The organism is Streptomyces sp. SID13031 (genome assembly GCF_010548305.1).
Classification (GTDB): domain Bacteria; phylum Actinomycetota; class Actinomycetes; order Propionibacteriales; family Kribbellaceae; genus Kribbella.
Genome location: NZ_JAAGLV010000001.1, coordinates 545,053 through 569,090 on the forward strand (window position 1 = coordinate 545,053; position 24,038 = coordinate 569,090).

The following is a 24,038-nucleotide window of genomic DNA, read 5'->3' on the forward strand; positions in this document are numbered from 1 at the left end:
CAGCTGTCACGGTGACGATGAACCATGACCGATACCTCTCTGGACCAAGCGGTGGTGGAGGCCTCGGACCGGCTCGCCCTGGCTGCTAGTACAGGATTCGCCTGTACGCCGGTACGCGACCTGATCGGGGCTGACGTCGCGGTGGCGTACGCCGTGCAGCAGCGTGGGCTCGCCGGCCGGATCGCGGCCGGCGCTTCGATCGTGGGGCGGAAGATCGGGCTGACCTCCGAGGCAGTGCAGCGGCAACTCGGGGTGGATCGGCCCGACTTCGGGGTCCTCCTCGACGACATGGCGTACCGCGACGCTGCCGCGCTGCCCCTCGAGCGCTTGCTACAGCCCCGGGTGGAGGCAGAGGTGGCGTTCGTCCTTGCCACTGGCCTGACCATTGGGCCGTTCGACGCTGCGACCGTTGCGGCGGCGGTTGACTATGCGGTTGCGGCCTTGGAGATCGTGGACAGCCGGATCGAGGGGTGGGACATCACCTTCGCCGACACGGTGGCCGACAACGCCTCGGCCGGGTTGTTCGTACTTGGCATCAAGCACGTCGGGCTGGATGGATTCGTCCCGCGGGAGGCCGCGATGGAATTGCGGCTCAACGATGAGGTGGTGTCGACGGGTTCTGGTGCTGCTTCGCTGGGAGATCCGTTGGCTGCGTTGGCCTGGCTGGCCACGACGGCGGTGGAGATGGGTGCTCCGTTGCGGGCGGGCGACGTAGTACTGAGCGGTGCGCTCGGGCCCGTCGTACCGGTCGGGGCCGGTGATGTCGTGGCTGCGACCATCAGCGGGCTCGGTTCGGTACGGGCCTCGTTCGTGGGGGCGGCCGGATGAAGGTCGCGGTGATCGGGTCGGGCAACATCGGCACGGACCTGATGATCAAGGTGCTCAAGGTGTCGTCGACGCTGGAGCTGGCGGCGATGGTCGGGATCGATCCGGCCTCGGACGGGCTCGCCCGGGCCGCTCGGCTAGGCGTTCCGACGACGGCCGGCGGGGTTGCCGGTCTGGTCGCGATGGACGGGTTCGACGAGATCGGGCTGGTCTTCGACGCGACGTCGGCGCCGGCGCATGTGGCGAACGCGGCCGTGCTGGCGGCGTACGGGAAGCGGATGATCGACCTCACCCCGGCGGCGATCGGGCCGATGGTGGTACCGGCCGTGAACCTCGATGTGCACCTGGACGCGCTGAACGTGAACATGGTGACCTGCGGCGGCCAGGCGACGATCCCGATCGTGGCCGCCCTCGCGGACGTCGTACCGGTCCCGTACGCCGAGATCGTCGCGTCGATCGCGTCGCGGTCGGCCGGGCCGGGGACGCGGGCCAATATCGACGAATTCACCGAGACGACGGCGCGGGCGATTGTGGCGGTCGGCGGCGCGGGCAAGGGCAAGGCGGTCATTGTGCTGAACCCGGCCGAGCCGCCGATGATCATGCGGGACACCGTGCTGGCCCTGGTCAATGCGCCGGAACCCCTTGCTCTGGAGGCGATCCGGGCATCCGTCGCCGAGATAGTTCAGCGGGTGGCCGGGTATGTGCCGGGCTATCGGCTGAAACAAGAGGTCCAGATCATGCCGGTCGACCAGCCTGTGCACCTGCTCACCCACGAGCCGGTTACGCATCAGGTGTCAGTCTTCCTGGAGGTCGAAGGCGCTGCGCACTACCTGCCCGCATACGCGGGGAATCTCGACATCATGACGAGCGCTGCGCTACGGATGGCCGAAGCGATGGCGCACCGACTGGAGGTCCGGGCATGAGGCTCTATCTGCAGGACGTCACCTTGCGGGACGGGATGCACGCCCTGCGGCATCGCATCGAGCCCGCGCGCGTCGCGGAGATCGCCTGGGCACTGGATCAGGCCGGGGTGGATGCGATCGAGGTCTCGCATGGCGACGGGCTGGGTGGAGGGTCGCTCGTCTACGGACCCGGCAGTCATACCGACTGGGCTTGGATCGAGGCCGCGGCGAGTGCGGTGACTTCAGCGCGGCTGACGACCTTGTTGCTGCCGGGGATCGGGACCGTCGAGGATCTGCGGCACGCGTATGACCTCGGGGTGCGATCGGTCCGGGTCGCCACGCATTGCACGGAGGCCGATATCAGCGCTCAGCACATCGCCGCCGCGCGAGAGCTCGGGATGGACGTGTCCGGCTTCCTGATGATGAGTCATCTCGCGCCGCCGGCCGACCTGGCGCGACAGGCGGCGCTGATGGCGTCGTACGGGGCGGACTGCGTCTATGTCACCGACTCGGGTGGGCGGCTGCTGATGCGCGAGGTGCGCGATCGGGTGCGGGCCTATCGCGAGGTGCTCGACCCGGCGGTCGAGATCGGCATCCATGCGCACGAGAACCTCTCGCTCGCCGTGGCCAACTCGGTGATCGCGGTCGAAGAGGGCGCGACCAGGGTCGATGCCTCGCTGGCCGGGCTCGGAGCGGGCGCCGGCAACTGCCCTCTCGAGCCGTTCGTCGCGGTGGCGACTTTGAATGGTTGGGAGCATGGCGCTGATCTGTTTGCTTTGCAGGATGCCGCCGAGGAATTGGTACGGCCATTGCAGGACCGTCCGGTGCGGGTCGACCGGGAGACGCTGACCCTCGGGTACGCCGGGGTGTACGGGTCGTTCCTGCGGCACGCCGAGACGGTGGCCGAGCGCACCGGTACCGAGGTCCGCGCCATCCTCGTCGAGGCCGGCCGCCGCCGATTGGTCGGCGGCCAGGAAGACCTGCTGACCGATATCGCGCTCGACCTCAGTCGACGGTGAATGTCGTACCAATGCCCATGCCGGTGATCCATTCGGGGACCGGTTCGTAGCTCGACCAGGCCAATGGCAGGCCGGCCGCGACCTGGCCGATCAACCAGCAGCGGAGCTCGTGGCCGCCCGTACCGGCGTTGGCCTCGAGCTTTTCGTGGCCGAGGTCGGCGATGGCTGACGGGTCGTTGTCGGTCAGGCGGTCCAGGAACCACTGGTCCCAGTCGGCGTTGACCGGCGCGCTGGGGTTGCCACCCATCGCGCGGACGCGCGGCTCGCGAACTGCCGCGAAGGCCTGGGCGTCGGCGCGACCGTGGATCAGCGCGTCACGACGGTCGCCGGTGACAGCAGGGTCGCGGGGGTCGTTGGACGGCAGCCAATGGGAGAGCCCGCCGCTGGCCGCGATCAGCACCCGGCCGCCGTACGGCGAGTTGCGCAGTGCCTGGCCGAGCGCGTGGCCGAGGGCGAAGCAGCGTTGTAAGGGCGGCAGGGGAGGGGCGGCGGTGTTGACGACCAGTGGGACCATCGGCAGGTCGACTCCGCCGGTGATCATCTCGTACCCCTGGACGACGCCGTGGTCGACGGTGAGCGAGTAGGACAGCGAGACGTCGAACCCGGCATCCGCCAGCCCGTCGTACGCCGACCAGGCGAGCTGGCTCGCCACCGGCAACGGGCCCGGAGTACTCCCGAAGTCGCCGAAGCCGACGGCCTGCTCGACGCCGAGCACGAACGGCGGCATCACGTCGTAGAAGTTGGCGTGGAAGTGATCGGGGCCGATGACAACGATCGCGTCCGGCTCCAGCCGCTCGACCGCGCGCCGGACCCGCTCGGCGTCCCGCAGGAACCGGCCGCCGGGAGCGGTTTCGTCAGCCGGCGGGAGCAGGGTCGCGAAGGGGCTGTGGGACATCCCGACGAAGCCGATCAGCTCAGCCATCGGACGGGTTCTTCCCGAGCAGGAGCCAGCTCCGGTGCGTTTCGAGGTACTCCGGAACCTTCTCCCACTGCGGCCAGTGCCCGGCGTCTTCGATCACGTGCAGTCGCGCGTCGGGCAGCCAGCCGAGCAGCAACTCCGCCTCGTCGAGTCCGCCGGTCGGATCGTGGTCGGTCCACAGCAGCAGGGTCGGCGCCTTGACCAGCGAGGCCCAGCTCGGGTCCCACGCGAAGTCCTTGCGAACCTCGGGATCCTGCAGCACCAAGGTGTTGGTGATGGCCTGGACGAACCCCGGCCGCGAGTAGACCTGGCGGCGGAGGTTCACCAGCTCATCGGTCACCATTTCCTTGTGGTGGAAGAGGAATTCCACCCGGCGCCGGACGGTCTCGTCGCTCGGATCCTGCACCGCGGCCATCGTGCTCTCCCGCAACCGCTGCATCACCTCAGGCTTGTTGGCGATGTTGCCCGGTGTGTTGAGCACGAGGCGATCCACCCGATCGGGATGCCCCGCGGCCGTCCACGCGACGACCCAGCCGCCGAGCGATTCACCCGACAGATGGGCCTTGTCGATGCCGAGCACGTCGAGCAATCCGATCAGGTGTTGCGTCAGTACGTCGATCGTGTACGGATAGTCGGGGAGCTCGGACCAGCCGTGGCCCACCATGTCGTACGCCGTGACGTGGAAGTCCTGCGCGAGGCCGGCCAGGTCGCGCGCGTACGCCTCGAGATGACCGCCCGTTCCGTGCAGGAGAACGAGTTCGGGGCCGGCGCCTGCCTGCAGTACCCGCGTACGGACGTTGCTGCCGGCAACCGGTACATCGACGTGGCGCAAGGTGTGATCGAGATCGGCGAGCTCGGCCCACACGCTGATGTGGTCGGGGATCGTCATGTCTCCTCCTGATGGTCGAAGCGGGCCCGCGCCTCGGTGAAGGTCGCGAGTCCGGCGCTTTCCCGGCGGGCCAGTCCGAACAGTCCGAGCAGCCGGGAGTTCTCGATGGTGAGGAACTCGACCGGCAGTTCGGGCGAGTCGTTGTAGTGCCGATGCCACGCCCACGGCGGGGTGTAGATGAAGGATCCGGCGCTCCACCCGACGGTCTCGGTGCCGTCGCCGGCCTCGATCTCGCTGTGGCCGTCGCCGGTGATCACGTAGTGCACGGTCTCGTGGTAGTGCCGCTGCATATCCGAGCTCTGGCCAGCCGGGATCGTCTGCCGGAACAACTCGAAGGTTGCTGTCGGCAACTGGCCGGCGATGCGCAGGGTGGTCGGATTGGGGACTGCGCCGGCCGGGATCGTGCTCAGCTCGTCGTCGTGGACGACGAGCGGGCGCTGCTCGCCGGGGCGGACGGTATGGGTGAGACCGGCGAGGAAGTCGGTCATCGTGAAGTCGGGTCCGGAGCTGGCCATGGAAGTCCTCTCAGGTGCTTTCCGTGCGGCCGCCGTCGACCGTCAGCACGGTGCCGTTGATGTAACCGGCTCCGGGCGAGGCCAGGAAAGCGATCGCGGCGGCGATCTCGCTGGCATCGGCCGGACGACCGGCCGGGATCTCGGCTTGGTCGTCGGCGACCGCGGCGGCCAGGTGGATTCCTGCAGCCTGAGCACGGCTCCGCAGGATCGCCACCCGTCGTGGCGTGAGTGTCGCACCTGGAGCGACGCAGTTGACGGTGACACCACGGTCGGCGTACCGCCGGGAGGCGAGCTTCGCGGCTGCGGTCGCCGCCGACCGCAGTACGGTCGAGCTGGCCAGCTCCGGCTGCGGCTGCCGGACCGCGGTCGACGTCACCACAACCACCCGCCCGAACCCACGCTCGGCCATCGCCGGCAACGCGGCCCGCATCAACGCCAGCGGACCGAGCAACAGCAGGTTGAGATCCTGATGCCACTGCTCATCCGAAACGTCGAGAACCCGACCAGGGGCCGGACCACCTGAGTTGGCGACCAGGACATCGAGAGCCCCAAACCTGCTCTGTACTTCGGCCACGAGGTCGGTCGCCTCGGCGGGGTCGGAGAGATCGCAGACGAGGTAGTCGGTGTCGCCGCCGAGAGCGCTTGCGGTTTCCTTCAGTGTGGCCAGCGTGCGTCCGGTCAGCACAACACGATGGCGGGCCTCGAGGAGCGCGGCGGCCGCTGCGGCCCCGATGCCACCCGCACCGCCACCAACCAGCGCAACCCGCCGTGTCGCCTCACCAACGGCGGCGGTGGGCGGGGGACTCGCGGCGTAGGGGTGACTGGTTTCCATGATGGGCTTAGATTCGTCTCATGGCTGAGGTAGACCAAGGATGAGTCCCGCTCCCCGGGACTCCGGATCCCCGACCGCCGACGCGGCGATCGGCTCGCTGGAGCGGGCCGGCGCGTTACTGGACGCGTTCGACGCCACGCATCGCGAGCTGGCGTTAGCAGACCTGGTCCGCCGGTCCGGCCTGCCGCGCTCGACCGTGCACCGGACGGCGACCCGGATGATCCAGCTCGGCTGGCTCGACAAGCCGCAAGACCGGTACCGGATCGGCAACCGGCTCTTCGAGCTATCCGGCCTGGCTCCGGTCAGACATGAGTTGCGCGAGGCCGTACTGCCGTTCCTGCAGGATCTCTTCGGCGCGGCCCGCACGACGGTGCAACTCGGCGTCCTCGACGGCGCGCAGATCCTGGTGGTCGAGAAGATCACCGGGCACCGGCCGATGCCGATGCTTTCCCAGGTGGGCGGCACGGTACCGGCCTACTGCTCCGGTCTGGGCCGGGCGATTCTGGCGTGGTCGGACGAGTCGACACTGCAAGACGTGCTGGCTGCAGGTCTGCCGCGACGGACGCCGCGGACCATCACGAGCGAGACAGCGCTGCGCCGGGAGCTGGCGCTGATACCGGATCGAGGTTGGGCGCACGAGCGCGAGGAGGGCAACGTCGGGATCAGTTGCGTCGCGGCACCCATCTTCGACTCGGCCGGTGAGGTGGTCGCCGCTTTGTCGGTCACCGGTCCCAGCAGCGTCGTCCTGCCCGACCGGATCGGACCGGCCGTACGGATGGCCGCGGCCGCCGCGAGCCGGGCCTATTCGACCCGCCGCTGGGCGCCGCGAAGCCGGCCGGAACCCGATTCCCAGGCCCGGTCCCAGCCCCAGTCCCAGCCACCGGGACAGTCTGTTGGCAGCTGATCAGACCTCCACCAGGCTGTGACCCAGACCACGCCGGATGGTGAAGGAGTAGGCCAATGCGCGTTGCGATCATCGGGGCAGGTGTCGCCGGACTGACCACGGCCAAGGTGCTGAGCCAGGCCGGTCATGAGGTCGAGGTCTTCGATAAGACGCCGGACGTCGGTGGAGTCTGGAGCAGCACCCGCCGGTACCCCGGTCTGACCACGCAGAGCCCGAAGGCGCAGTACTCGTTCTCGGACTTCCCGATGGCCAAGGCGTTCCCCGAGTGGCCGACCGGCGCGCAGGTGCAGGAGTACCTGGCGGCGTACGCGAAGGAGTTCGGGCTGGAGCCCGTACTGCGGTTGGAGACGACCGTCGAGTCCATCGTCCCGGATGGCGTCGAGTGGGTGCTGACCTCGCGGTCGAAGGGGACGCCGGGACAGGCGCAGTCCACCGGGACCTTCGACCGGGTGGTCGTCGCGAACGGGGTCTTCTGTGAACCGGCGATGCCGACTTATCCCGGGCTGGCCGAGTTCGGGGCCGCGGGCGGGAAGGTGATCGCGGGGACGTCCTTCCATGACGCGGAAGATGCCCGGGGCAAGCATGTGCTCGTCGTCGGCTACGGCAAATCCGCCTGCGACGTGACCGTGCCGATCAGCGAAGTTGCCGCGAGCACCGAGGTGATCGCCCGGCAGCTGCTCTGGAAGGTGCCGCGCAAGATCGCCGGCCGGGTGAACTTCAAGATGCTGCTGCTGACCCGGATGGGGGAGGCGCTCTTCAGATACCGGTACCTTCGCGGCTTCGAGAAGTTCCTGCACGGCCCCGGCAACCGCACCCGGCGTTCGATGCTGAACTCGATCGGGTCGGTCTCGGTGCGTCAGTTCGGGCTGGCCAAGCACGACCTGGTCCCGCGCGGGCAGATGGAGGGCATCGTCAAAGGGGCGATCGGCCTGGCCACCGAGGGCTTCTTCGAGGCGGTGGAGACCGGCGCGATCCGGGTCCGCCGCGACTCGACGATCAGCCGGCTGCTGGCTGTCGACGGCGAGCCCGCGGCGGAGCTTGCCGATGGCACCGTTCTGCCGGCCGACCTGATCGTCTGTGCGACCGGCTTCGTCCAGGGCGTTCCGTTCCTGCCCGAAGAGACCCAGCAGCGGATCTTCGATGCCCGCGGCAACTTCCTGCTCTACCGGCAGATCCAGCCCGTCGGCGTACCGGGCCTCTACTTCAACGGGTACAACTCGTCGTTCTTCAGCCCGCTCAACGCGGAGATGGCGGCGCTGTGGATCGCGGCCGACCTGGCCGGCGCCCTCGAGTTGCCGGACGACGCAGTACGGCGTACCGAAGCCGCCGCGCAGCTCGCCTTCATGGATGAGGCGACCGACACCCACCACTGCCGTGGGACGAAGATCATCCCGTTCTCGATGCACAACGTGGACGAGGTGCTCGGCGATCTCGGTCTGCAGATCAGCAAGGCCACCCGCGCCTCGCACTGGCTCAACCCGATCGCCCCCGCGGCGTACCGCAAACTGACCCCCGCTCTGCTCACCCGCCTCACCGAACTCGATCTCAAGAAGGAGCCGACCAACCATGGAAACCGACACGAGTTCTCCGGCCCAGCACCGGGCCGTCCGGTCCGGTGAGGGCACCAACGTCGGCGCGATCGGCCTGGGGATCTACACCCGGCTGACCGGCGCGGACACCAAGGGCGCCTACTCGCTCTTCGAGTACGTCGTACCGGCGGGGCTCGGTGGACCGCCGACCCACATCCACTCGCGCGAGGACGAGCTGTTCATCTGTATGCAGGGGCAGGTCCGGATCGAGCTCGACGGCCAGGAGCACGTGCTCGGCGCGGGCGATTCGCTGTTGATGCCGCGCGGGGTGCCGCACATGTTCCACAACCCGTTCGACGACGAGACCAGGATCGTCGCGGTGGTCTCGCCACCCGGGCTGGAGAACTACTACCGCGAGCTCAGCGAACTGCCGCCCGGCCCGCGGGACATGACGCTGGTCGCCCAGGTGATGACGCGGCACGGATTGTCGCTGAAGAAGTGACCACGCAGCCCCGCCAGGAGATGGTCCACGCGATGTGCGCGGCCGTCGACAAGGGCGACGCGGAGTCGTTCGGATCCTGGTTCGCCGACGACGCGACGTACCGGTTCGGCAACCAGGAGATCCTGACCGGCAAACCCGCCATCGTCGCCGCGACGGCGGGCGCGGCCGATGCGTTGCCATGGGTCCGCCACACGATCGACCAGATCGCCGAGCTGGGCGACCAACTCTTCTGCCGCTTCACCATCGAGACCGAATCGCCGGACGGCGCGGCATTGAGCCTCCCGTGCGTAACGGTGATCTGGCTCGCCGACGAACAGGTGGTCCACTACCGCGTCCACATGGACCTCACCCCGGCTTTCGGCTGACCCCGCGCGGGGATTGCTGCCCAGGCGGCGGAATCCTTGCCCGGGCGCGGGTAGAGGGCGTGGTGCTGTCGCGAAGGGTGCTGTGGATTCGTGGTGCTGTCGCGAAGGGGGCTGTGGATTCGGGGTGCTGTCGCGAAGGGTGCTGTGGATTCGGGGTGCTGTCGCCAAGGGGACTCTGGATTGCGTCGCCGGGCTGCGAAATGGTCCTAGTCGCGGCGATGCGCGTCAAGAGCGCCTCCGGCGTCCCTTCGGGATCGAACAAGTTCGACTCTTGACACCCACCACCACGACCAGGCAAAGACGCAGCTATCCCGGAGCCGCTGGAAAGACTGACCACAATGGATGGATCACCACCATCCCAAGGCCAGCCACCATCCGGGCACCATAGGCACCCAAGATTCCACCCGGCGAGTCACCATCCGAGTGACCCCGACGCCCCCGCCCCGCCGAACCACGCCCGGGCGGCATCCCACCAGGCTCGGCGACCCCGATTCCTCAGCCACTAGCGCGTTATCCGACCACTAGCGCCCTACAAGACGCTAGCGGTACAACAACCCGCCAGCCGACCCCCACCCGAACGATCCCAGCCCCCAAAACAGCACCATCACCGACAGACACACCTGTCACGTTTGGCCGCGAGGGCCGACCGGGACCGCCACGCACGCACAACTCGCCGCGAGCGCCCCGACACACCGAGGTAAGCGCTTGCCTACCGAGTTAGGTATGCACAGCAGCCCGTCGCCCCCAGCAACCCCGCCGCGGTGGAAACAAACTTGCACCTGGCGACCAAAAGTTACCCACTCAGCCCCCACTCAGCCCCCACCCCGCCCGACCCCGCAACCCGGCCGACCTCACCACCATTCCCCCGCAACCCGGCCGGCCTGACCCAAGATGGCCCCCGGCTCACACCTCCCCGCGGGATCCACATAGCTGCGTCCTTCCCTGGTCGAGACGATGAGGGTCAAGAGTCGAACTCGTTCGATCCCGAAGGGACGCGAAGCGCTCTTGACGCTCATCGTCTCGACCAGGACACTCCCGCAGCGGAGACCGCGAACCACAGTCCCCTTGGGACAGCACCACGCACACACCCCAACCCACGCCGAGCACCCCGCATCCACCCCAACCCCCACGCCGAGCACCCCGCATCCACCCCAACCCCCACGCCGAGCACCCCCGATATCCACAAAAGGCCGGGCTAGTTGCTGTTAGCAACTAGCCCGGCAGTGGGGCTCAGCTGAGGTAGTCGCGCCAGGGGCCGGTGATGGCGAGGGTGATGCCGGGGGTCTGGATGTTGACGAAGAGCACCTTGCCGTCCTCGGAGAAGGCCGGGCCGGTGAACTCGGAGTCGTTGAGCTGGTTGCGGGCGATCGCGTAGGTCGGGCCGCCGGGGACGGTGCTCAGGACGTGGCTGCTGGCCAGGCCGTCCTCGGCGAGGATGAGCGATCCCCACGGGGTGACGGTGACGTTGTCCGGAGCGTCGAAGTTGAAGTCCTCGTACTTCGCCGCGGCGCCCTTGTCGGCGGCCGGGTTCGCCGGGAAGTACGTGGTCAGCTGGATGGTCTCCGACTTGTAGTTGTAGAACCAGATCATGCCCTCGTGCGGGACGCCGTCGGCCGGGATGTCCGTGGTGCCGATCTTGGCGAACGAGTTGACCACGTAGACGCCGTCGTGGGTGCCGTAGACGCCCTCGAACTTCTTGCCGCGGGTGACCTGGCCGTCGGTGAGCTGCTTGCGGACCGAGACCGAGACCGCGTCGCGGTCGGGCACAGCAACCCACTTGACCCGGAACGGGCGGAGCAGTTGCGCCGAGGTCAGGTACGCGACGTCCGGGATCGGCTTGCCGTCGTCGTTGAGGATCGCCATCGCCTCGAAGGTGCCGAAGTTGACGTCCTGCAGGTCCTTCCAGCTCTCCTTGCCGAGCCGGTAGCCGGTCGGCGCGGTCCAGCGGTAGAAGGATCCGTTCGGGCCGGACGCGTCCTCGGACAGGTAGATGTGCTCCTTGTCCCGGTCGATCGCGACGGCCTCGTGGGCGAACCGGCCGAGCGCCTTGAGCGGCACCGGGTGGTTGGTCTTGCCGTCGGTCCAGACCTCGAAGACGTAGCCGTGGTCTTTCAGCCGGGTGGTGCCGTTGGCCTTGTTCTCGGTCTCCTCGCAGGTCAGCCAGGTGCCCCACGGCGTCGGGCCGCCGGCGCAGTTGGTGAGAGTGCCGGAGATGCCGACCCACTCGCCGTAGTTGGTGCCGTCACGGTCGACGTCGATGACCGTGCAGCCGCCCGCCGCGCCGACGCCGGAGTCGTAGACCGTGCCCGGGATCTGCGGGACGCCGAGCGGGTCGTTGCCGCTGATCTCGTGGTTCTGGATCAGCTTGTACCGCTTGGTGCCGTTGCCGAAGACCGCTGTGCCGTCGTGCAGCGTCGGGGTCGGCTGACCGGTCTTGAGGGTGGTCTTGCCGGCCTCGGTGACCACCGCGTACTTGAAGCCCGGCGGCAGCGCGAGGATGCCGTTGGGGTCGTCCATCAGCGGCGGGAACGGGCGGTCGGTCGGGAACGGCCGCGGGGCCGGTTCGGGAGTCGCCTGGGCGAGCGAGGGGACGGCGCCGACAGCGGCGAACCCGACCCCCGCGGTGCCGACTGCGGCACCACGGAGTACGGAACGGCGATCGAGTGACATGACTGGTGCTCCTTGGACATCGATGGGCCCCGATGGTGGACGCCCAAGGCAAACAGAACTTGAACAGTTCAGCGAGGGGTCAGCCGCAGTACCGGGTAGACCCGCTCGGACTTGGCCTGGTATTTCGCTATCCGTGGCTGGGCGGTCGCGATGAGCTGCCAGGCCTGCTCGCGATCGGTGCCTTCGAGTCGGTCCGCGGTGACCGGGACGCTCTTGCTACCGGGAAGTTCGATCGCCACCTGGTCGGGGTGGGAGATCAGGTTGGCGAACCAGTCGGGGTGCTGATTCCCGCCTCCTGACGCGATAATCAGCCTGCTGTCGCCGTCGGCGAACCACGCCAACGGGGACTCCCGCCGCTCGCCGCTGTGCCGGCCAACGGTGTGCAGGATCAGCACGTCCATCCCCATGAAGGTGCCGCGGTCATTGCGGACCTTGGTGTTCATCCGGGCGTTCATCCGGTGCTGCATCCAGCGCGAGAACCGTCCGGGCTTGCTGCTCTTCTGCTGCTTCGTGTTCTCCATGCCGCTGACGCTAGACGCCGCCCGCGGACCGCCGCTTCTCGATTCGTGATCGATCTGGGAGCGGGGTCCAACTGGCCAGTACGAACCGGTACGAGGGGAGCGGGTGGATTCGCAGGACGTCGATCCGGCGAACCGTTTCGCGGCGCAACCGCAGCATCGGGAGGGCGAGCCGGACCTGCTGGATCGCCATCGCCGGGGTCTGGCAGCGGGTCCGGAGGGTGAACTCGACGTCGCCTTCGACGTAGCAGAGGGTGGAGAGCAGGCGCATCGGTCGCGGCAGCCGGCGAGCGGCGTACCGGGTCGCGTAAAGGTCGCCCGCGGACGCGGGCCAGCCCGTTCGTACCCGCACCCGTACGTGGTACCGCGCCATACAGCCGATGATGCGCCTGCGGCGGCCAGCCCGCCAGCCTTGCGATGGTCCCGATCTGGTGACCAGGGGGTCGAGTGGTGCGAGAGTGGGGCTGGATCTGGGGGTTCGTAGTCGTACTCAGGAGGACGCGATGAGCGGTACCGAAACCAGTGACGATGCGAGCACGAACAGCGGCGCCGGGGTCGTCGACCTGAAGCTCGAGGCGATCGTCATCCCGGTCACGGATGTCGATCGGGCGAAGGCGTTCTACGGCAACCTGGGCTGGCGGCTGGACGCGGACTTCGCCTTCGACAACGGCTTCCGGGTCGTCCAGTTCACCTCGCCGGGCTCGCCGGCGTCGGTGCAGTTCGGGTCGAAGGTCAGCTCGGCGCCGGTCGGTTCGGCTCAGGGCCTCTACCTGATCGTCTCCGACATCGACGCGGCCCGGGCGGAGCTCGTTGCGCGTGGAGCCGAGGTCAGCGAGGTGTTCCACCCGGTGGCGCCGGGGGCGCAGTTCCTGTCCGACGACGGCGGCGCCGGTCGCGGCAAAGGCCGGGCGGAGGACGGCGCCAGCTACGGCTCCTTCGCCACCTTCAGCGACCCGGATGGCAACACCTGGCTGCTGCAGGAGATCACCCAGCGCCTGCCCGGCCGTATCGACTCCGGTGAGACGTCGTACGCCTCGGTGAAGGACCTCGAGGACGCGCTGGTCCGGGCGGCGACCGCCCATGGCGAGCACGAGAAGCTCACCGGCGAGCACGACGTGGAGTGGCCGGCCTGGTACGCCGCCTACATGGTCGCCGAGCAGACCGGCGCGGAGCTCCCGAAGTAGCCCACCGAAGTAGCCCACCGAAGGAGCTCAGCAGGGCGAGGCGAGGCGGCCGCCATCCCGCCTCGCCGGCGCTATCGTACGAAGATGGCCACCATTCGCTTCACTCAGACGACCACCGCGACGCCTGAGCAGTTCATCGCCGGCCTCACCGACTTCGGCCCGGGTCGTGGGGAGCTGTTCGGCAACAGCACCGACAACTACCTGAAGGTGCACGACCAGGGGCCTGGCCACGCCGACGTCACCGAAGGATCGAACGGGATCTGGGAGCGGCTGACGTACGACTGGACCGACCCGCACCACATCGTCCTCAAGACCACCGAGTCCAACCTGTGGGGACCCGGCTCCGGCCACGCCTACACGCTGACCGAGCGGCCCGACGGCAAGACCGACGTGGCCGTCACGGTGGACCGGGTGGGGATGGGTCTCAAGGGCAAGGCGCTGGGGCTGCTGCTGTCCGTCGCCGGCCAGAGCATCCTCGGCAAGGCCTTCGGGAAGACGCTCCGCGCGATCGAGCAAAGGGCGGCCAACGCCGGCTGAGAGGGAAGTCATGTTCGCAGGGCTGCACATGCCGTCGTTCGACCGGGCGACGGGCTGGCTGAACTCCGAGCCGGTGACGTCGGCCTCGCTGCGCGGTCGCGTCGTGCTGGTCGATTTCTGGACGCTGACCTGCATCAACTGGCTGCGCACCGAGCCGTACGTCCGGGCCTGGTCCCGGGCGTACCGCGAGGACGGCCTGGTAGTCGTCGGCGTGCACACCCCGGAGTTCTCGTTCGAGCATCAGCTCGAGCGGGTCCGGCGGGCGGTCGCCGAGCGGGAGATCGACTACCCGGTTGCCCTCGACAACGACTATGGGGTCTGGACCGCTTTCGCCAACCACTACTGGCCCGCCCTGTACTTCGTGGACCGCGACGGCGTCATCCGCGACCACCACTTCGGCGAAGGCCGGTACGAGCAGTCCGAGCGCGTCATCCAGCAGCTGCTCGGGATCGATCGTGAGCTGGTCTCAGTCGAGGGAATCGGCGTGGAGGCGGCGGCGGACTGGGCGCAGCTGCGGACTCCTGAAACGTATCTGGGGTACGCGCGGGGTGAGCAGTTCGCGGGCCTCGCCGGCGAATGGACGATCGGGCGAGAGCAGGTCGTCCTCGATCGACCCGGTGGAAGTATCGCCTATCGCTTCCACGCAAGGGATGTACATCTCGTCCTGTCGTCGAGAAGGCGGGATCCCATTCCCTTCCGGGTACGTCTCGACGGCGAGGCCCCCGGCGCGTCACACGGTCTGGATGTCGATGCTGATGGCAACGGATTTTTGCGGGACGGCCGGTTGTACCAGCTCGTGCGGCAAGGTGACGCGATCCGGGAGCGGACGGTGGAGATCACCTTCCTGGCGGCCGGCGCCGAGGCCTACGCGTTCACCTTCGGCTAGTCGTCCTCCTCAGTGCGCGGTCGTCGTCAGCGCCTGCAACCGGTGCTTGGCGGCGCGTTCGACGAACAGCGGCACGTAGTCGCGGATGGGATTGCCGTCGAACTCGGGCCGGCTCTCGACGACGGCTCGTTCGACGGTGTCGGGAGAGAGGCCGGGAAACACCTCTGTGAGTCGCCCGACGATCTCACGGATCGCACGGTCTTCCTCTGAGCGGTTCATACTTCTACAAGTACGCCGTCAACCGGTTTGGTTCAATCCCGTTCATGAAGTGTTCACCTGCTGCGTGCTCAGCCAATCGAGGAGGGCCGCAGCGATCAGCCCGCACGACCGGGACGGTGGTCACTCTGACACCCTGAAACGCCTGATAGCGCGAGTTACGATGGAGGTGCGCGGATCGCTCGAGTTCGCTGAGGCCGGCCCGGATTCACCCTGCCGGCGGCATCGATTCGTGCGGGGAGCAGAAGTGATCATCCTCTACGTACTCATCACGGCACTGGTCGTCGGCCTGATCGGGTCGGCTATCAGCTTCCGCGTCGTCAAGCAGTTCGAGCGCGGCGTCGTGTTCCGGTTCGGACGGGTCCGCCCGGAGGTCCGGGGCCCGGGGCTGGCGATGCTGATGCCGATCGCCGATCGGCTGCAGAAGGTCAACATGCAGATCGTCACGATGCCGGTGCCCGCCCAGGACGGCATCACCCGCGACAACGTGACGGTCCGCGTCGACGCGGTCGTCTACTTCAGCGTCATCGATCCGGTCCGGGCCACCGTCGACGTCCAGGACTACATCTCCGCGATCGCCCAGGTGGCCCAGACCTCCCTGCGATCGATCATCGGCAAGAGCGACCTGGACGACCTGCTGTCCAACCGGGAACGGCTCAACCAGGGCATGGAGCTGATGATCGACAGCCCCGCACTCGACTGGGGCGTGCAGATCGAGCGGGTCGAGATCAAGGACGTCGCGTTGCCGGAGACGATGAAGCGTTCGATGTCGCGCCAGGCCGAGGCCGAGCGCGAACGCCGGGCCCGGATCATCACCGCCGACGGCGAACTGCAGGCGTCGGAGAAACTCGCGCAGGCCGCCGAAGTGATGGCAGACCATCCGGCCGCGCTGCAACTGCGCTTGTTGCAGACTGTCGTCGAGGTCGCTGCCGAGAAGAACTCGACGCTGGTGCTGCCGTTCCCCGTCGAGTTGCTCCGGTTTCTGGAGCGCTCGACGCCGGCAGAGAGCGCCAAGCCGGCCGCGGCAGCACCGGTCGAGCAGGCACCAGCCGTGAAGAACGGCACGCCGGTACCGGCGGTGACGTCATCGGCTCCACCGGTCGCGGAACTGGCTGCGGTCCCCGAACCGACCGAGGCTGTCCCTACTTAGGAACAGTCCCCAAGCCCTATTGTCAGGGGATGCGAAGACGGTCGGCGTTCGCCTCGAGGCTGGTGCGGAGTGTCGGCGCCGGGGAGACGCCGCAGCTCGAGAACGACCTGCGGCGTGCCATCCTCACCGGCGAGCAGCCGCCCGGCACGCCGATTCCGATCGATGAGGTCGCGGCCTTCTTCGGCGTGAGCCCGATCCCGGTCCGTGAGGCGCTCAAGACCTTGCTGGCCGAGGAACTGGTCGAGCACCGGCCGCACATCGGCTACAGCGTGGCGAAGCTGACCTTCCACGAGTTTCGCGAGCTGTACGACGTACGGCAGGCACTCGAGTCGGCGGCGCTGAGGGCGGCGACGGCTACCGCTCGTCCTGGTGACGACGAGCGGCTGCTCGCCGTCCGCGAGGAGCTCGCGCGGGCCGTGGAGCGTGGCGACGAACGCGAGTACGACGTCGCCGCGCGCCGTTTCCACCTGGCGCTCATCCAGCCATCCGGGATGCACCGGCTGATCAGGATGTACGAGTCCGCGTGGAACATCACCCAGTCGGCCAGGCCGATGTCCCGCGTACCGGAGCAGGAGCGGGCCGAGTTGCACGCGGAGCATGAGCGGATGGTCGATGCGTTCCTGGCCCGCGACGCGGATACGCTGGTGGCCGAGTCGGACCGGCACTATGCGCACCTCGGCGAAGCGATCGCGCGGTTCGCCGACGACCCGGAGTGCTTCGCCGACCCGGCGTAATCCGGTGTTCATCGATGGCCGCTCCTATATTTGAGCGGAAATCCCGGCTAAACCCGCGGCGCACCCGGACGAAACGAGTGCTCCCTACCGTCGCTGCCATGACAGAGACCCTGACCGTCCCGGAGCGTGGGTACGATCCCCGGCTGACCAACGAGGATCTGGCGCCACTGCGGCAGCAGACCTGGTCGTCGTACAACATCTTCGCCTTCTGGATGTCCGATGTGCACAGCGTCGGCGGCTATCTGACCGCGGGCAGCCTGTTCGCGCTCGGCCTGACCAGCTGGCAGGTGTTCGTCTGCCTGATCGCCGGCATCTGCATCGTCCAGTTCTTCGCCAACCTGATCGCCAAACCGAGCCAGCTCACCGGGGTCCCGTACCCGGTCGTCAGCCGGGTCTCCTTCGGGGTCCGGGGCGCCAACATCCCGGCCATCATCCGCGGCCTGATCGCGGTCGCCTGGTACGGCGTGCAGACCTTCCTCGCCGCCGCGTCGCTCAACATCGTGTTCCTCAAGCTCTGGCCCGGGCTCGCGCCCTGGGCCGACGTCGACCAGCACGGGTTCCTCGGTCTGTCCACGCTCGGGTACGCCGGATTCGCCATCCTGTGGGTCGCCCAGGCGGCCCTGTTCTGGCGCGGGATGGACAGCATCCGCAAGTTCATCGACTTCGCCGGCCCGGCCGTCTACGTCACGATGCTCGCGTTGTGCGTCTACCTGCTTTTCAAGGCCGACTTCAAGATCGACCTCAACCTGGCCGACCACCACCTGTCGGGCTGGACGACCGTCGGCACGATGTTCGGCGCGATCGCTCTGGTGGTGTCGTACTTCTCCGGCCCGATGCTGAACTTCGGCGACTTCTCCCGCTACGGCAAGAGCTTCGCCGCGGTGAAGAAGGGCAACCTGTGGGGGCTGCCGCTGAACTTCGTCTTCTTCTCGCTGCTGACCGTGCTCACCGCGGCCGCGACGGTGCCGGTGTTCGGCGAACTCATCACCGACCCGATCCAGACCGTGCAGCGGATCGACAGCACCTTCGCGATCCTGCTCGGCGCCTCCACCTTCGTCACCGCGACCGTCGGCATCAACATCGTGGCGAACTTCATCTCGCCCGCCTTCGACTTCTCCAACGTCAGCCCGCAGCGGATCAGCTGGCGGATGGGCGGCATGATCGCGGCGGTCGGTTCGGTCCTGCTGACGCCGTGGAACTGGTACAACAACGACACCGCCATCCACTACACGCTCGGCATCCTCGGCGCGCTGATCGGCCCGCTCTTCGGCATCCTGATCGCCGACTTCTACCTGATCCGCAAGCAGCGGCTGGTGGTGGACGACCTGTTCACGATGGCTGAGGACGGCGAGTACTACTACTCGAAGGGCTACAACCCGGTCGCCGTCTACTCCGTGATCGCCGCCGGGCTGATCGCCGTCGGCTCGGTACTCGTACCTCGCTGGCTCGACGCGGCCTTGTGGGTCAGCGATTACAGCTGGTTCATCGGCTGCGGTGTCGGCTTCGGGATCTACACGCTGCTCGCGAAGCGGGCCGGCGTCGGTGCCGTCGAGCGGGTACCGGCTTGAGGATCAAGGTCATCAACGCCAACACGACGGCCTCGATGACGGCCAAGATCGGGGAGTGCGCTCGAGCCGCCGCAGGCCCGGGCGTCACCGTCGACGCGGTGAGTCCGCGCCAAGGCCCCGCGGCGATCGAGAGTCACACGGACGAGGCGTTCGCAGTACCGGGTGTACTGGAGGAGATCGCCGCCGGAGAGGCCGCCGGGTACGACGGTTATGTGATCGCCTGCTTCGGCGACCCGGGCCTGAAGGCGGCTCGCGAGCTGGCGGTCGGCCCGGTGGTCGGCATCGCCGAGGCCGGTATCCGGGTGGCGAGCTATCTGGGCCGCGGCTTCAGCATCGTCACCACGTTGTCCCGCAGCGTCGGGCACACCCGCGACCTGCTCGACGAGTACGGCGCCGCACGATCCTGCCTGGGCATCCACGCGACCGACCTCGCGGTGCTCGATCTCGAAACCGATCCGGTCGCCCGGGCGACCATACTGCGCGCCTGCGAGGAGGCGCTCGCCAAGGACGGCTCCGACGCGATCGTGCTGGGGTGCGCGGGAATGGCCGACCTGTGTCACGACCTGTCGGCCCAGCTGGGCGTCAGCGTGGTCGACGGGGTGGCAGCGGCGACAATCACCGTCGAGGGATTGATCCGGATGCGCCTCACGACCGGCAAGGGAAACGAGTTCGCGTATCCGCCCGCCCGGCTCGAGGGCGAGCGGCTGCTCTCAAGCTGAGTACGTCCGCGCGACCAACGAGATCAGCGGCGTCGAGGACATGTTGCCTGGGGCAACCAGTGGCACTGATCCCTAGCGGGTGACCCGGTCCACGCGGTGACCGGATTCGTCGAAGATGTGCAAGCGGGAGGTGTCCACTGCGAGGTGGACTCTGGAGCCCGTCTGCAGGCCGGCGGCCGGATTGATCTCGAGGACCAGGTCGGCTCGCCGGTGGGTCGCGGTGGCGGTCGGCTCGGGCTCGGTCGACAGGTCCAGCCGGCCCAGGCGGGTTCTGGCCTTGGACCGCAAACCCGCCAGCCGGCTGGTGAGGCGGGACAGGTGGGGCGCCGCGTGCCGCGTTCGCGGGCCACCGTCGGCGAAGGCCAGTCGTTTCGGCGTACGGGGTAGTGCGATCACCCCGACCAGATCCGGGTTGAGCATCTCGACGCCGCACTCGACGAAGGCGATCCACTGGTTTCCGTGGAACTCCAGTGTTCGCAGCTTGCCCGCGAGCTGGCCCGGTCCGCTGCCGGCAGCCGCCACGGTGAACGCATCCGAGCGGGCGCCCACGATGACCTTGGCGCCGTCGTGGCTGCTGAGGATCAGCGACCGGCGGTCGATCGGCGGCAACGGGATCGACTGGTCGCCGAAGTCGAGACTGACCCGGTGATGAGCGGTCACCCGGACCACCGCGGACATCAGGTTGATCCGCGGAGTGCCCAGGAATCCGGCGGAGAACGCGGTCGCCGGATCGTTGAAGACCTCGTCGGGAGTCCCGACGTCCTCGATCCGGCCGTCGCGCATGACGGTGATCCGGTCGGCCAGCGTGAGCGCCTCGATCTGGTCGTGGGTGACGTAGACCGTGGTGACGTTGAGGTCGCGGGCCATCGCGCCGATCTCCTGCCGCAGCTCGGTTCGCAGGGTCGCGTCGAGGTTGGACAGCGGCTCGTCCATCAGGAAGATCCGCGGTTGCCGGACGATCGCCCGGCCGATCGCGACCCGTTGCCGCTGGCCGCCGGACAGCGTCCGCGGCAACCGGTCGAGAGCGCCCTCGATCCGCAGGATCCGGGCCAGCCCGGCCGCCTTCGCGCTCGCCTCGGCCGGCTCCTCGCCGGCCATCCGCAACGGGAACATGATGTTCTCCCGCGCGGTCCGGTTCGGGTACAGCGCGCCGTTCTGGAAAACCAGCGCGACGCCGCGGTCCTTGGGAGACAGCTCGGTGCCATTGGTGCGCCCGAACCACAGGTCGCCGGCGGTGACCTCCTCGAGGCCCGCGATCATCCGCAACAGCGTCGTCTTGCCGCAGCCGGATGGTCCGAGCAGCACCATGAACTCGCCGTCGGCAACGTTCAGTGACACGTCGTTCACAGCCGGATACTTGCCGTCGTACGTCTTCGAGACTGAGTCCAGCCGGATAGCCGTCATCCCCACCCCTTTCGGGCTGAGGTGAGTACACCGCCCCACGCGAAGCTTGTCCAGGCCTCCGCGAATACGCTTGCAGGATGGACAACGAGGCGAGCTGGCGGGACAGGCGGCGGGAGGCATCGGCGGCCCAGGGTGAGGCGCTCCAGCGGCGCAAGGCGGCCGAGACCGCCCAGGCCCGGGAGTTGCTGGCCGGCTTCATCGCGAAGATGGAGGCCCTGGGCATCGAGCCGCGCCCGCTGAGAGCCCCGGTGGTCGGATCGGGCGCCAGCTACCGGACCGGCATTACCGGCTGGTACCTCCGCCGGAACGAGTCTCTCGCCGTGGATGCCGACGGCAACTTCTACATCCTCGGCACCCAGTCGAGCCTCAGGTCCCGCCTCGCCGGTGTCCACGTACTTCCCTCCGACCCGCCCCTGATCGTCGGTCTCGGCGCCCGCGACGGTGAATCGCTGCCGCTGAAGCAGTTGCTGGAGCTCCGGCTGGGTGAGATCGAGGGCTGATTCTTCTCAGCTGAAGTCGACTGAGAAGTACTGGGTCTCCTGGTACTCGCGGATGCCTTCGCGGGCGCCCTCGCGGCCGAGGCCGCTCTGTTTGAGACCACCGAACGGAGCGGCCGGGTCGGAGACGACGCCACGGTTCACGCCGACCATGCCGGCCTCGACGGACTCGGCGATCCGCAGGGCGTCCTGCAGCCGGCCGGCGTACACGTAGGCGGCCAGGCCGTACTCCGAATCATTGACCTGGGCAAGCATCGCCGCCTCGTCGGTCCAACTGATGATCGGCGCGACCGGCCCGAAGATCTCCTCCCGCACGATCCGCTGGCCGGGGCTGACCCCGGTCAGCAGGGTGGCGGGGTAGTACCAGCCGTTCGCCGGGACCGGCCCGGTGTTGGTGATCCGGGCGCCCTCGGCGACTGCCTCGTCGACGAGGCCGCTCACCTCCGCGACCGCCTTGGCATTGATCAGCGGTGCGACCTCTAGCTTGTCGATCGCCTCGCCGAACCTGGTCGCGAACTCGTCGGCCACCGCGGCGTGCACGAAGAACCGGTTGGCGGCGGTACAGGCTTGGCCGCCGTTGCGGAACTTCGCGATCAGCGCGCCGCTGACGGCCGCTTCGAGGTCGGCATCGGCGGTCACGATGAAGGGCGCGTTGCCGCCCAGCTCCAGGCCGGTGTTGAGGACGCGGTCGGCCGCCTGCGTGAGCAGCAGTTTGCCGACCCGGGTCGAGCCGGTGAAAGACAGCGCGCGGACCCGGGGATCGGCCAGCCAGGTGCTCACGACCTCGGCGGAGGACTCGGACTGGACGACGTTGACGACTCCCTCGGGGACGCCGGCCGCGGTCAGCAGGTCGGCGATCGCCTGTGCGGTAAGCGGTGTCTCGGAGGCGGGTTTGAGGACGACGGTGCAGCCGGCGGCGAGGGCGGGCGCGATCTTGCGGGTGGCCATCGCGGCGGGGAAGTTCCACGGCGTCACGAGCGCGGCGATGCCGACCGGGCGATGGGTGACGATCGTCCGGGTTCCACCGGCGGGGGAGGAGCCGTAGGAGCCTTCGGTCCGGACGGCTTCCTCGGAGAACCAGCGGAAGAACTCGGCGGCGTAGCTGACCTCGGCGCGGGCGTCGGCTTCGGACTTGCCGTTCTCGGCGGTGATCAGGGCGGACAGCTTGTCGATGTCCGCGACGATGAGTTCGTAGGCGCGGCGTAGAACCTCGGCGCGTGTCCTCGGTGCGGTGGCGGCCCAGGCGGGGCCGGCGGCGGCTGCGGCGTCGACCGCTGCAGTTGCTTCGGCGGCGGTGCCGTTCGGTAGTTCGGCGATGATCGCCTCGGTGGCCGGGTTGTAGACGGGGAAGGTGCGCAGGCCGGGCATCAGGTGAGTTCCTTGAAGACGGAGTCGAGGAGGTCGAGGCCCTCGGTGAGCAACTCGTCGGAGATCGCGAGCGGTGGGAGGAACCGCAGGACGTTTCCGTAGGTGCCGCAGGTGAGGACGATCAGGCCGCGCGCGTGGGCGGCGGCTGCGATCCGGCGGGTCAGGTCGGCGTCGGGCGTGTGGGTGCCCGGCTCGACCAGCTCGACCGCGATCATCGCGCCGCGGCCGCGGACGTCACCGATCCTCGCGTCGCTTGCCTGCAGGGCTTCGAAGCGATCGGTCAGGAGCCGGCCGAGCTCGCGGGCGCGGCCACTCAGGTCGTCGGTCTCGATCAGGTCGAGGACCGCGAGGGCGGCCGCGCAGGCGAGCGGGTTGCCGCCGTACGTGCCGCCGAGGCCACCGACGTGAGGAGCGTCCATGATCTCGGCGCGGCCGGTGACGGCGGACAACGGCAGACCGCCCGCGATGCCCTTGGCGGTCACGATGAGATCGGGGACGACGCCCTCGTGATCGCAGGCGAACAGGTCACCGGTCCGGGCGAAGCCGGTCTGTACTTCGTCGGCGATGAAGACGACGCCGTTCGCCTGGCACCAGGCGGCCAGCGCGGGCAGGAACCCGGGCGCGGGGACGACGAAGCCGCCCTCGCCCTGGATCGGCTCGATCACCACGGCGGCGAGGTTCTCGGCGCCGACCTGCTTCTCGATCACCTCGATCGCGCGCTGCGCCGCCGCCGGGCCGTCGACGCCGGAGTCCCGGAACGGGTACGACACGGGTGCCCGGTAGACCTCGCTCGCGAAGGGGCCGAAACCGTTCTTGTACGGCTGGTTCTTGGCCGTCATGGCCATCGTCAGATTGGTACGCCCGTGGTACGCGTGATCGAAGGCGACCACGGCCTGCTTCCTGGTGTACGACCGAGCGATCTTGACGGCGTTCTCGACAGCCTCGGCGCCCGAGTTGAACAGCGCCGTCCGCTTGTCGTGGCTGCCCGGAGTGATCCGGTTGAGCGCCTCCGCGACCTGGAGATAGCCCTCGTACGGGGTGACCATGAAGCAGGTGTGGGTGAAGGCATTGAGCTGGTTGCTGACGGCGGCGACCACCGCCGGGGCGCTGTTGCCGACCGTGGTGACGGCGATGCCGGAGCCGAAGTCGATCAGCGAGTTGCCGTCCACGTCGACGACGACACCGCCACCTGCGGCCGCGGCGTAGATCGGGAGCACGGTGCCGACGCCCTGGGCGACGGCGGCGGTTTTCCGGGTCTGGAGTTCGCGAGAACGGGGGCCGGGGATCTCGGTGATCAGGCGGCGCTCCTGCGGGAGTTTCGGCCCGCCTTCGATGAGGTCTGACATGCGCCCACGGTGACGCGGGTGGTTGCTGTCTGGCGATGGC

At 68.4% G+C, this 24,038-nt stretch carries 26 protein-coding genes; 15 read left to right on the forward strand and 11 right to left on the reverse strand.

The features are described from left to right. Positions 1-24: 24 nt before the first annotated feature. From G3I17_RS02410 to dmpG, 3 genes are read left to right on the forward strand one after another with little or no spacing between them, the layout of a single operon-like run. Positions 25-828, forward strand: a complete 804-nt coding sequence (locus G3I17_RS02410) for a fumarylacetoacetate hydrolase family protein (RefSeq protein WP_164593463.1) — start codon at positions 25-27, stop codon at positions 826-828. After that, a complete protein-coding gene (locus G3I17_RS02415) occupies positions 825-1,748 on the forward strand; it encodes an acetaldehyde dehydrogenase (acetylating) (RefSeq protein ID WP_164593465.1) in 924 nt (307 codons plus the stop codon). Before G3I17_RS02410 ends, G3I17_RS02415 begins: the two co-directional genes overlap by 4 nt. Continuing rightward, entirely contained in the window at positions 1,745-2,746 is a 1,002-nt protein-coding gene (gene dmpG / locus G3I17_RS02420; RefSeq protein WP_164593467.1) for a 4-hydroxy-2-oxovalerate aldolase, read from the forward strand. Before G3I17_RS02415 ends, dmpG begins: the two co-directional genes overlap by 4 nt. On the opposite strand, the gene G3I17_RS02425 is transcribed toward dmpG, so the two are convergent. The 4 genes from G3I17_RS02425 to G3I17_RS02440 are packed head-to-tail and all read right to left on the reverse strand — an operon-like array spanning position 2,733 to position 5,901. Next, positions 2,733-3,668, reverse strand: coding sequence for a 2,3-dihydroxyphenylpropionate 1,2-dioxygenase (locus G3I17_RS02425; RefSeq protein WP_164593469.1), 936 nt, complete (start codon positions 3,666-3,668; stop codon positions 2,733-2,735). The genes dmpG and G3I17_RS02425 overlap by 14 nt on opposite strands. Beyond that, on the reverse strand, positions 3,661-4,554 hold the full coding sequence (locus G3I17_RS02430; RefSeq protein ID WP_164593471.1) for an alpha/beta fold hydrolase: 894 nt from the start codon (positions 4,552-4,554) through the stop codon (positions 3,661-3,663). Before G3I17_RS02430 ends, G3I17_RS02425 begins: the two co-directional genes overlap by 8 nt. Beyond that, positions 4,551-5,069: a cupin domain-containing protein gene (locus G3I17_RS02435; RefSeq protein ID WP_164593473.1), complete on the reverse strand. Its 519-nt coding sequence runs from the start codon at positions 5,067-5,069 to the stop codon at positions 4,551-4,553. The genes G3I17_RS02430 and G3I17_RS02435 overlap by 4 nt, the downstream gene beginning before the upstream one ends. A 10-nt stretch (positions 5,070-5,079) precedes the next feature. Then, positions 5,080-5,901: an SDR family oxidoreductase gene (locus tag G3I17_RS02440; RefSeq protein ID WP_164593475.1), complete on the reverse strand. Its 822-nt coding sequence runs from the start codon at positions 5,899-5,901 to the stop codon at positions 5,080-5,082. 40 nt (positions 5,902-5,941) lie between these two features. Here G3I17_RS02440 and G3I17_RS02445 point away from each other — a divergent pair, with 40 nt between their 5' ends. The 4 genes from G3I17_RS02445 to G3I17_RS02460 are packed head-to-tail and all read left to right on the forward strand — an operon-like array spanning position 5,942 to position 9,201. After that, positions 5,942-6,805, forward strand: a complete 864-nt coding sequence (locus G3I17_RS02445) for an IclR family transcriptional regulator (RefSeq protein WP_164593477.1) — start codon at positions 5,942-5,944, stop codon at positions 6,803-6,805. A 56-nt stretch (positions 6,806-6,861) separates the two neighbouring features. Further along, entirely contained in the window at positions 6,862-8,424 is a 1,563-nt protein-coding gene (locus G3I17_RS02450) for an NAD(P)/FAD-dependent oxidoreductase (protein WP_164593479.1), read from the forward strand. Continuing rightward, on the forward strand, positions 8,372-8,836 hold the full coding sequence (locus G3I17_RS02455) for a cupin domain-containing protein (RefSeq protein ID WP_164593481.1): 465 nt from the start codon (positions 8,372-8,374) through the stop codon (positions 8,834-8,836). The genes G3I17_RS02450 and G3I17_RS02455 overlap by 53 nt, the downstream gene beginning before the upstream one ends. Then, positions 8,833-9,201: a nuclear transport factor 2 family protein gene (locus G3I17_RS02460; RefSeq protein ID WP_203589617.1), complete on the forward strand. Its 369-nt coding sequence runs from the start codon at positions 8,833-8,835 to the stop codon at positions 9,199-9,201. Before G3I17_RS02455 ends, G3I17_RS02460 begins: the two co-directional genes overlap by 4 nt. 1,230 nt (positions 9,202-10,431) lie before the next feature. Here the strand turns inward: G3I17_RS02460 and G3I17_RS02465 are convergent. The 3 genes from G3I17_RS02465 to G3I17_RS02475 form a co-directional block, all read right to left on the reverse strand. Next, a complete protein-coding gene (locus tag G3I17_RS02465; protein WP_164593483.1) occupies positions 10,432-11,871 on the reverse strand; it encodes an alkaline phosphatase PhoX in 1,440 nt (479 codons plus the stop codon). A 68-nt stretch (positions 11,872-11,939) separates the two neighbouring features. Continuing rightward, positions 11,940-12,392: a nitroreductase/quinone reductase family protein gene (locus tag G3I17_RS02470; RefSeq protein ID WP_164593485.1), complete on the reverse strand. Its 453-nt coding sequence runs from the start codon at positions 12,390-12,392 to the stop codon at positions 11,940-11,942. Between the two features lie 10 nt (positions 12,393-12,402). Further along, positions 12,403-12,762 carry a hypothetical protein gene (locus G3I17_RS02475; protein WP_164593487.1) on the reverse strand — a complete coding sequence of 120 codons (360 nt, stop codon included), beginning with the start codon at positions 12,760-12,762 and terminating at the stop codon, positions 12,403-12,405. A 130-nt stretch (positions 12,763-12,892) separates the two neighbouring features. Between G3I17_RS02475 and G3I17_RS02480 the strand changes: the two genes are divergently transcribed. From G3I17_RS02480 to G3I17_RS02490, 3 genes are all read left to right on the forward strand, one after another. Further along, a complete protein-coding gene (locus G3I17_RS02480) occupies positions 12,893-13,573 on the forward strand; it encodes a VOC family protein (protein WP_164593489.1) in 681 nt (226 codons plus the stop codon). 84 nt (positions 13,574-13,657) lie between these two features. Next, positions 13,658-14,110, forward strand: coding sequence for a hypothetical protein (locus tag G3I17_RS02485; protein ID WP_164593491.1), 453 nt, complete (start codon positions 13,658-13,660; stop codon positions 14,108-14,110). A gap of 10 nt (positions 14,111-14,120) precedes the next feature. Then, positions 14,121-14,996, forward strand: coding sequence for a redoxin domain-containing protein (locus tag G3I17_RS02490; protein WP_164593493.1), 876 nt, complete (start codon positions 14,121-14,123; stop codon positions 14,994-14,996). 9 nt (positions 14,997-15,005) lie between these two features. On the opposite strand, the gene G3I17_RS02495 is transcribed toward G3I17_RS02490, so the two are convergent. Beyond that, positions 15,006-15,215: a hypothetical protein gene (locus G3I17_RS02495; protein WP_164593495.1), complete on the reverse strand. Its 210-nt coding sequence runs from the start codon at positions 15,213-15,215 to the stop codon at positions 15,006-15,008. Between the two features lie 247 nt (positions 15,216-15,462). Here G3I17_RS02495 and G3I17_RS02500 point away from each other — a divergent pair, with 247 nt between their 5' ends. The 4 genes from G3I17_RS02500 (at position 15,463) to G3I17_RS02515 (ending at position 19,383) form a co-directional block, all read left to right on the forward strand. Beyond that, positions 15,463-16,362 carry a slipin family protein gene (locus G3I17_RS02500; RefSeq protein ID WP_164594166.1) on the forward strand — a complete coding sequence of 300 codons (900 nt, stop codon included), beginning with the start codon at positions 15,463-15,465 and terminating at the stop codon, positions 16,360-16,362. A gap of 29 nt (positions 16,363-16,391) precedes the next feature. Continuing rightward, complete coding sequence (locus tag G3I17_RS02505; RefSeq protein ID WP_164593497.1) at positions 16,392-17,096, forward strand: GntR family transcriptional regulator; 705 nt, start codon at positions 16,392-16,394, stop codon at positions 17,094-17,096. A 98-nt stretch (positions 17,097-17,194) separates the two neighbouring features. Continuing rightward, positions 17,195-18,664 carry an NCS1 family nucleobase:cation symporter-1 gene (locus G3I17_RS02510; protein WP_164593499.1) on the forward strand — a complete coding sequence of 490 codons (1,470 nt, stop codon included), beginning with the start codon at positions 17,195-17,197 and terminating at the stop codon, positions 18,662-18,664. Further along, the gene (locus tag G3I17_RS02515; protein ID WP_164593501.1) at positions 18,661-19,383 is read left to right on the forward strand and encodes an aspartate/glutamate racemase family protein; all 723 of its coding nucleotides are present in this window, start codon (positions 18,661-18,663) and stop codon (positions 19,381-19,383) included. The genes G3I17_RS02510 and G3I17_RS02515 overlap by 4 nt, the downstream gene beginning before the upstream one ends. A gap of 72 nt (positions 19,384-19,455) precedes the next feature. On the opposite strand, the gene G3I17_RS02520 is transcribed toward G3I17_RS02515, so the two are convergent. After that, complete coding sequence (locus G3I17_RS02520; RefSeq protein ID WP_203589619.1) at positions 19,456-20,787, reverse strand: ABC transporter ATP-binding protein; 1,332 nt, start codon at positions 20,785-20,787, stop codon at positions 19,456-19,458. Between the two features lie 77 nt (positions 20,788-20,864). Here G3I17_RS02520 and G3I17_RS02525 point away from each other — a divergent pair, with 77 nt between their 5' ends. Then, on the forward strand, positions 20,865-21,287 hold the full coding sequence (locus tag G3I17_RS02525; protein WP_164593503.1) for a hypothetical protein: 423 nt from the start codon (positions 20,865-20,867) through the stop codon (positions 21,285-21,287). Positions 21,288-21,293: 6 nt separating this feature from the next. On the opposite strand, the gene G3I17_RS02530 is transcribed toward G3I17_RS02525, so the two are convergent. Together G3I17_RS02530 and gabT are read right to left on the reverse strand one after the other, a co-directional pair. Beyond that, a complete protein-coding gene (locus tag G3I17_RS02530; RefSeq protein WP_164593505.1) occupies positions 21,294-22,652 on the reverse strand; it encodes an NAD-dependent succinate-semialdehyde dehydrogenase in 1,359 nt (452 codons plus the stop codon). Then, positions 22,652-23,998: a 4-aminobutyrate--2-oxoglutarate transaminase gene (gene gabT / locus G3I17_RS02535; protein WP_164593507.1), complete on the reverse strand. Its 1,347-nt coding sequence runs from the start codon at positions 23,996-23,998 to the stop codon at positions 22,652-22,654. The genes G3I17_RS02530 and gabT overlap by 1 nt, the downstream gene beginning before the upstream one ends. Positions 23,999-24,038: the final 40 nt, after the last annotated feature.

Excerpts from the sequence above, each read along its gene's own strand:
- G3I17_RS02435 (WP_164593473.1), bottom strand. The coding sequence starts at position 5,069 with ATGGCCAGCTCCGGACCCGACTTCACGATGACCGACTTCCTCGCCGGT.
- G3I17_RS02475 (WP_164593487.1), bottom strand. The coding sequence starts at position 12,762 with ATGGCGCGGTACCACGTACGGGTGCGGGTACGAACGGGCTGGCCCGCG.
- G3I17_RS02445 (WP_164593477.1), top strand. The coding sequence starts at position 5,942 with ATGAGTCCCGCTCCCCGGGACTCCGGATCCCCGACCGCCGACGCGGCG.
- G3I17_RS02510 (WP_164593499.1), top strand. The coding sequence starts at position 17,195 with ATGACAGAGACCCTGACCGTCCCGGAGCGTGGGTACGATCCCCGGCTG.
- G3I17_RS02410 (WP_164593463.1), top strand. The coding sequence starts at position 25 with ATGACCGATACCTCTCTGGACCAAGCGGTGGTGGAGGCCTCGGACCGG.
- G3I17_RS02485 (WP_164593491.1), top strand. The coding sequence starts at position 13,658 with ATGGCCACCATTCGCTTCACTCAGACGACCACCGCGACGCCTGAGCAG.
- G3I17_RS02480 (WP_164593489.1), top strand. The coding sequence starts at position 12,893 with ATGAGCGGTACCGAAACCAGTGACGATGCGAGCACGAACAGCGGCGCC.
- gabT (WP_164593507.1), bottom strand. The coding sequence starts at position 23,998 with ATGTCAGACCTCATCGAAGGCGGGCCGAAACTCCCGCAGGAGCGCCGC.
- G3I17_RS02425 (WP_164593469.1), bottom strand. The coding sequence starts at position 3,668 with ATGGCTGAGCTGATCGGCTTCGTCGGGATGTCCCACAGCCCCTTCGCG.
- G3I17_RS02490 (WP_164593493.1), top strand. The coding sequence starts at position 14,121 with ATGTTCGCAGGGCTGCACATGCCGTCGTTCGACCGGGCGACGGGCTGG.
- dmpG (WP_164593467.1), top strand. The coding sequence starts at position 1,745 with ATGAGGCTCTATCTGCAGGACGTCACCTTGCGGGACGGGATGCACGCC.
- G3I17_RS02505 (WP_164593497.1), top strand. The coding sequence starts at position 16,392 with ATGCGAAGACGGTCGGCGTTCGCCTCGAGGCTGGTGCGGAGTGTCGGC.
- G3I17_RS02520 (WP_203589619.1), bottom strand. The coding sequence starts at position 20,787 with ATGACGGCTATCCGGCTGGACTCAGTCTCGAAGACGTACGACGGCAAG.
- G3I17_RS02450 (WP_164593479.1), top strand. The coding sequence starts at position 6,862 with ATGCGCGTTGCGATCATCGGGGCAGGTGTCGCCGGACTGACCACGGCC.
- G3I17_RS02470 (WP_164593485.1), bottom strand. The coding sequence starts at position 12,392 with ATGGAGAACACGAAGCAGCAGAAGAGCAGCAAGCCCGGACGGTTCTCG.
- G3I17_RS02525 (WP_164593503.1), top strand. The coding sequence starts at position 20,865 with ATGGACAACGAGGCGAGCTGGCGGGACAGGCGGCGGGAGGCATCGGCG.
- G3I17_RS02455 (WP_164593481.1), top strand. The coding sequence starts at position 8,372 with ATGGAAACCGACACGAGTTCTCCGGCCCAGCACCGGGCCGTCCGGTCC.
- G3I17_RS02495 (WP_164593495.1), bottom strand. The coding sequence starts at position 15,215 with ATGAACCGCTCAGAGGAAGACCGTGCGATCCGTGAGATCGTCGGGCGA.
- G3I17_RS02415 (WP_164593465.1), top strand. The coding sequence starts at position 825 with ATGAAGGTCGCGGTGATCGGGTCGGGCAACATCGGCACGGACCTGATG.
- G3I17_RS02465 (WP_164593483.1), bottom strand. The coding sequence starts at position 11,871 with ATGTCACTCGATCGCCGTTCCGTACTCCGTGGTGCCGCAGTCGGCACC.
- G3I17_RS02530 (WP_164593505.1), bottom strand. The coding sequence starts at position 22,652 with ATGCCCGGCCTGCGCACCTTCCCCGTCTACAACCCGGCCACCGAGGCG.
- G3I17_RS02430 (WP_164593471.1), bottom strand. The coding sequence starts at position 4,554 with ATGACGATCCCCGACCACATCAGCGTGTGGGCCGAGCTCGCCGATCTC.
- G3I17_RS02440 (WP_164593475.1), bottom strand. The coding sequence starts at position 5,901 with ATGGAAACCAGTCACCCCTACGCCGCGAGTCCCCCGCCCACCGCCGCC.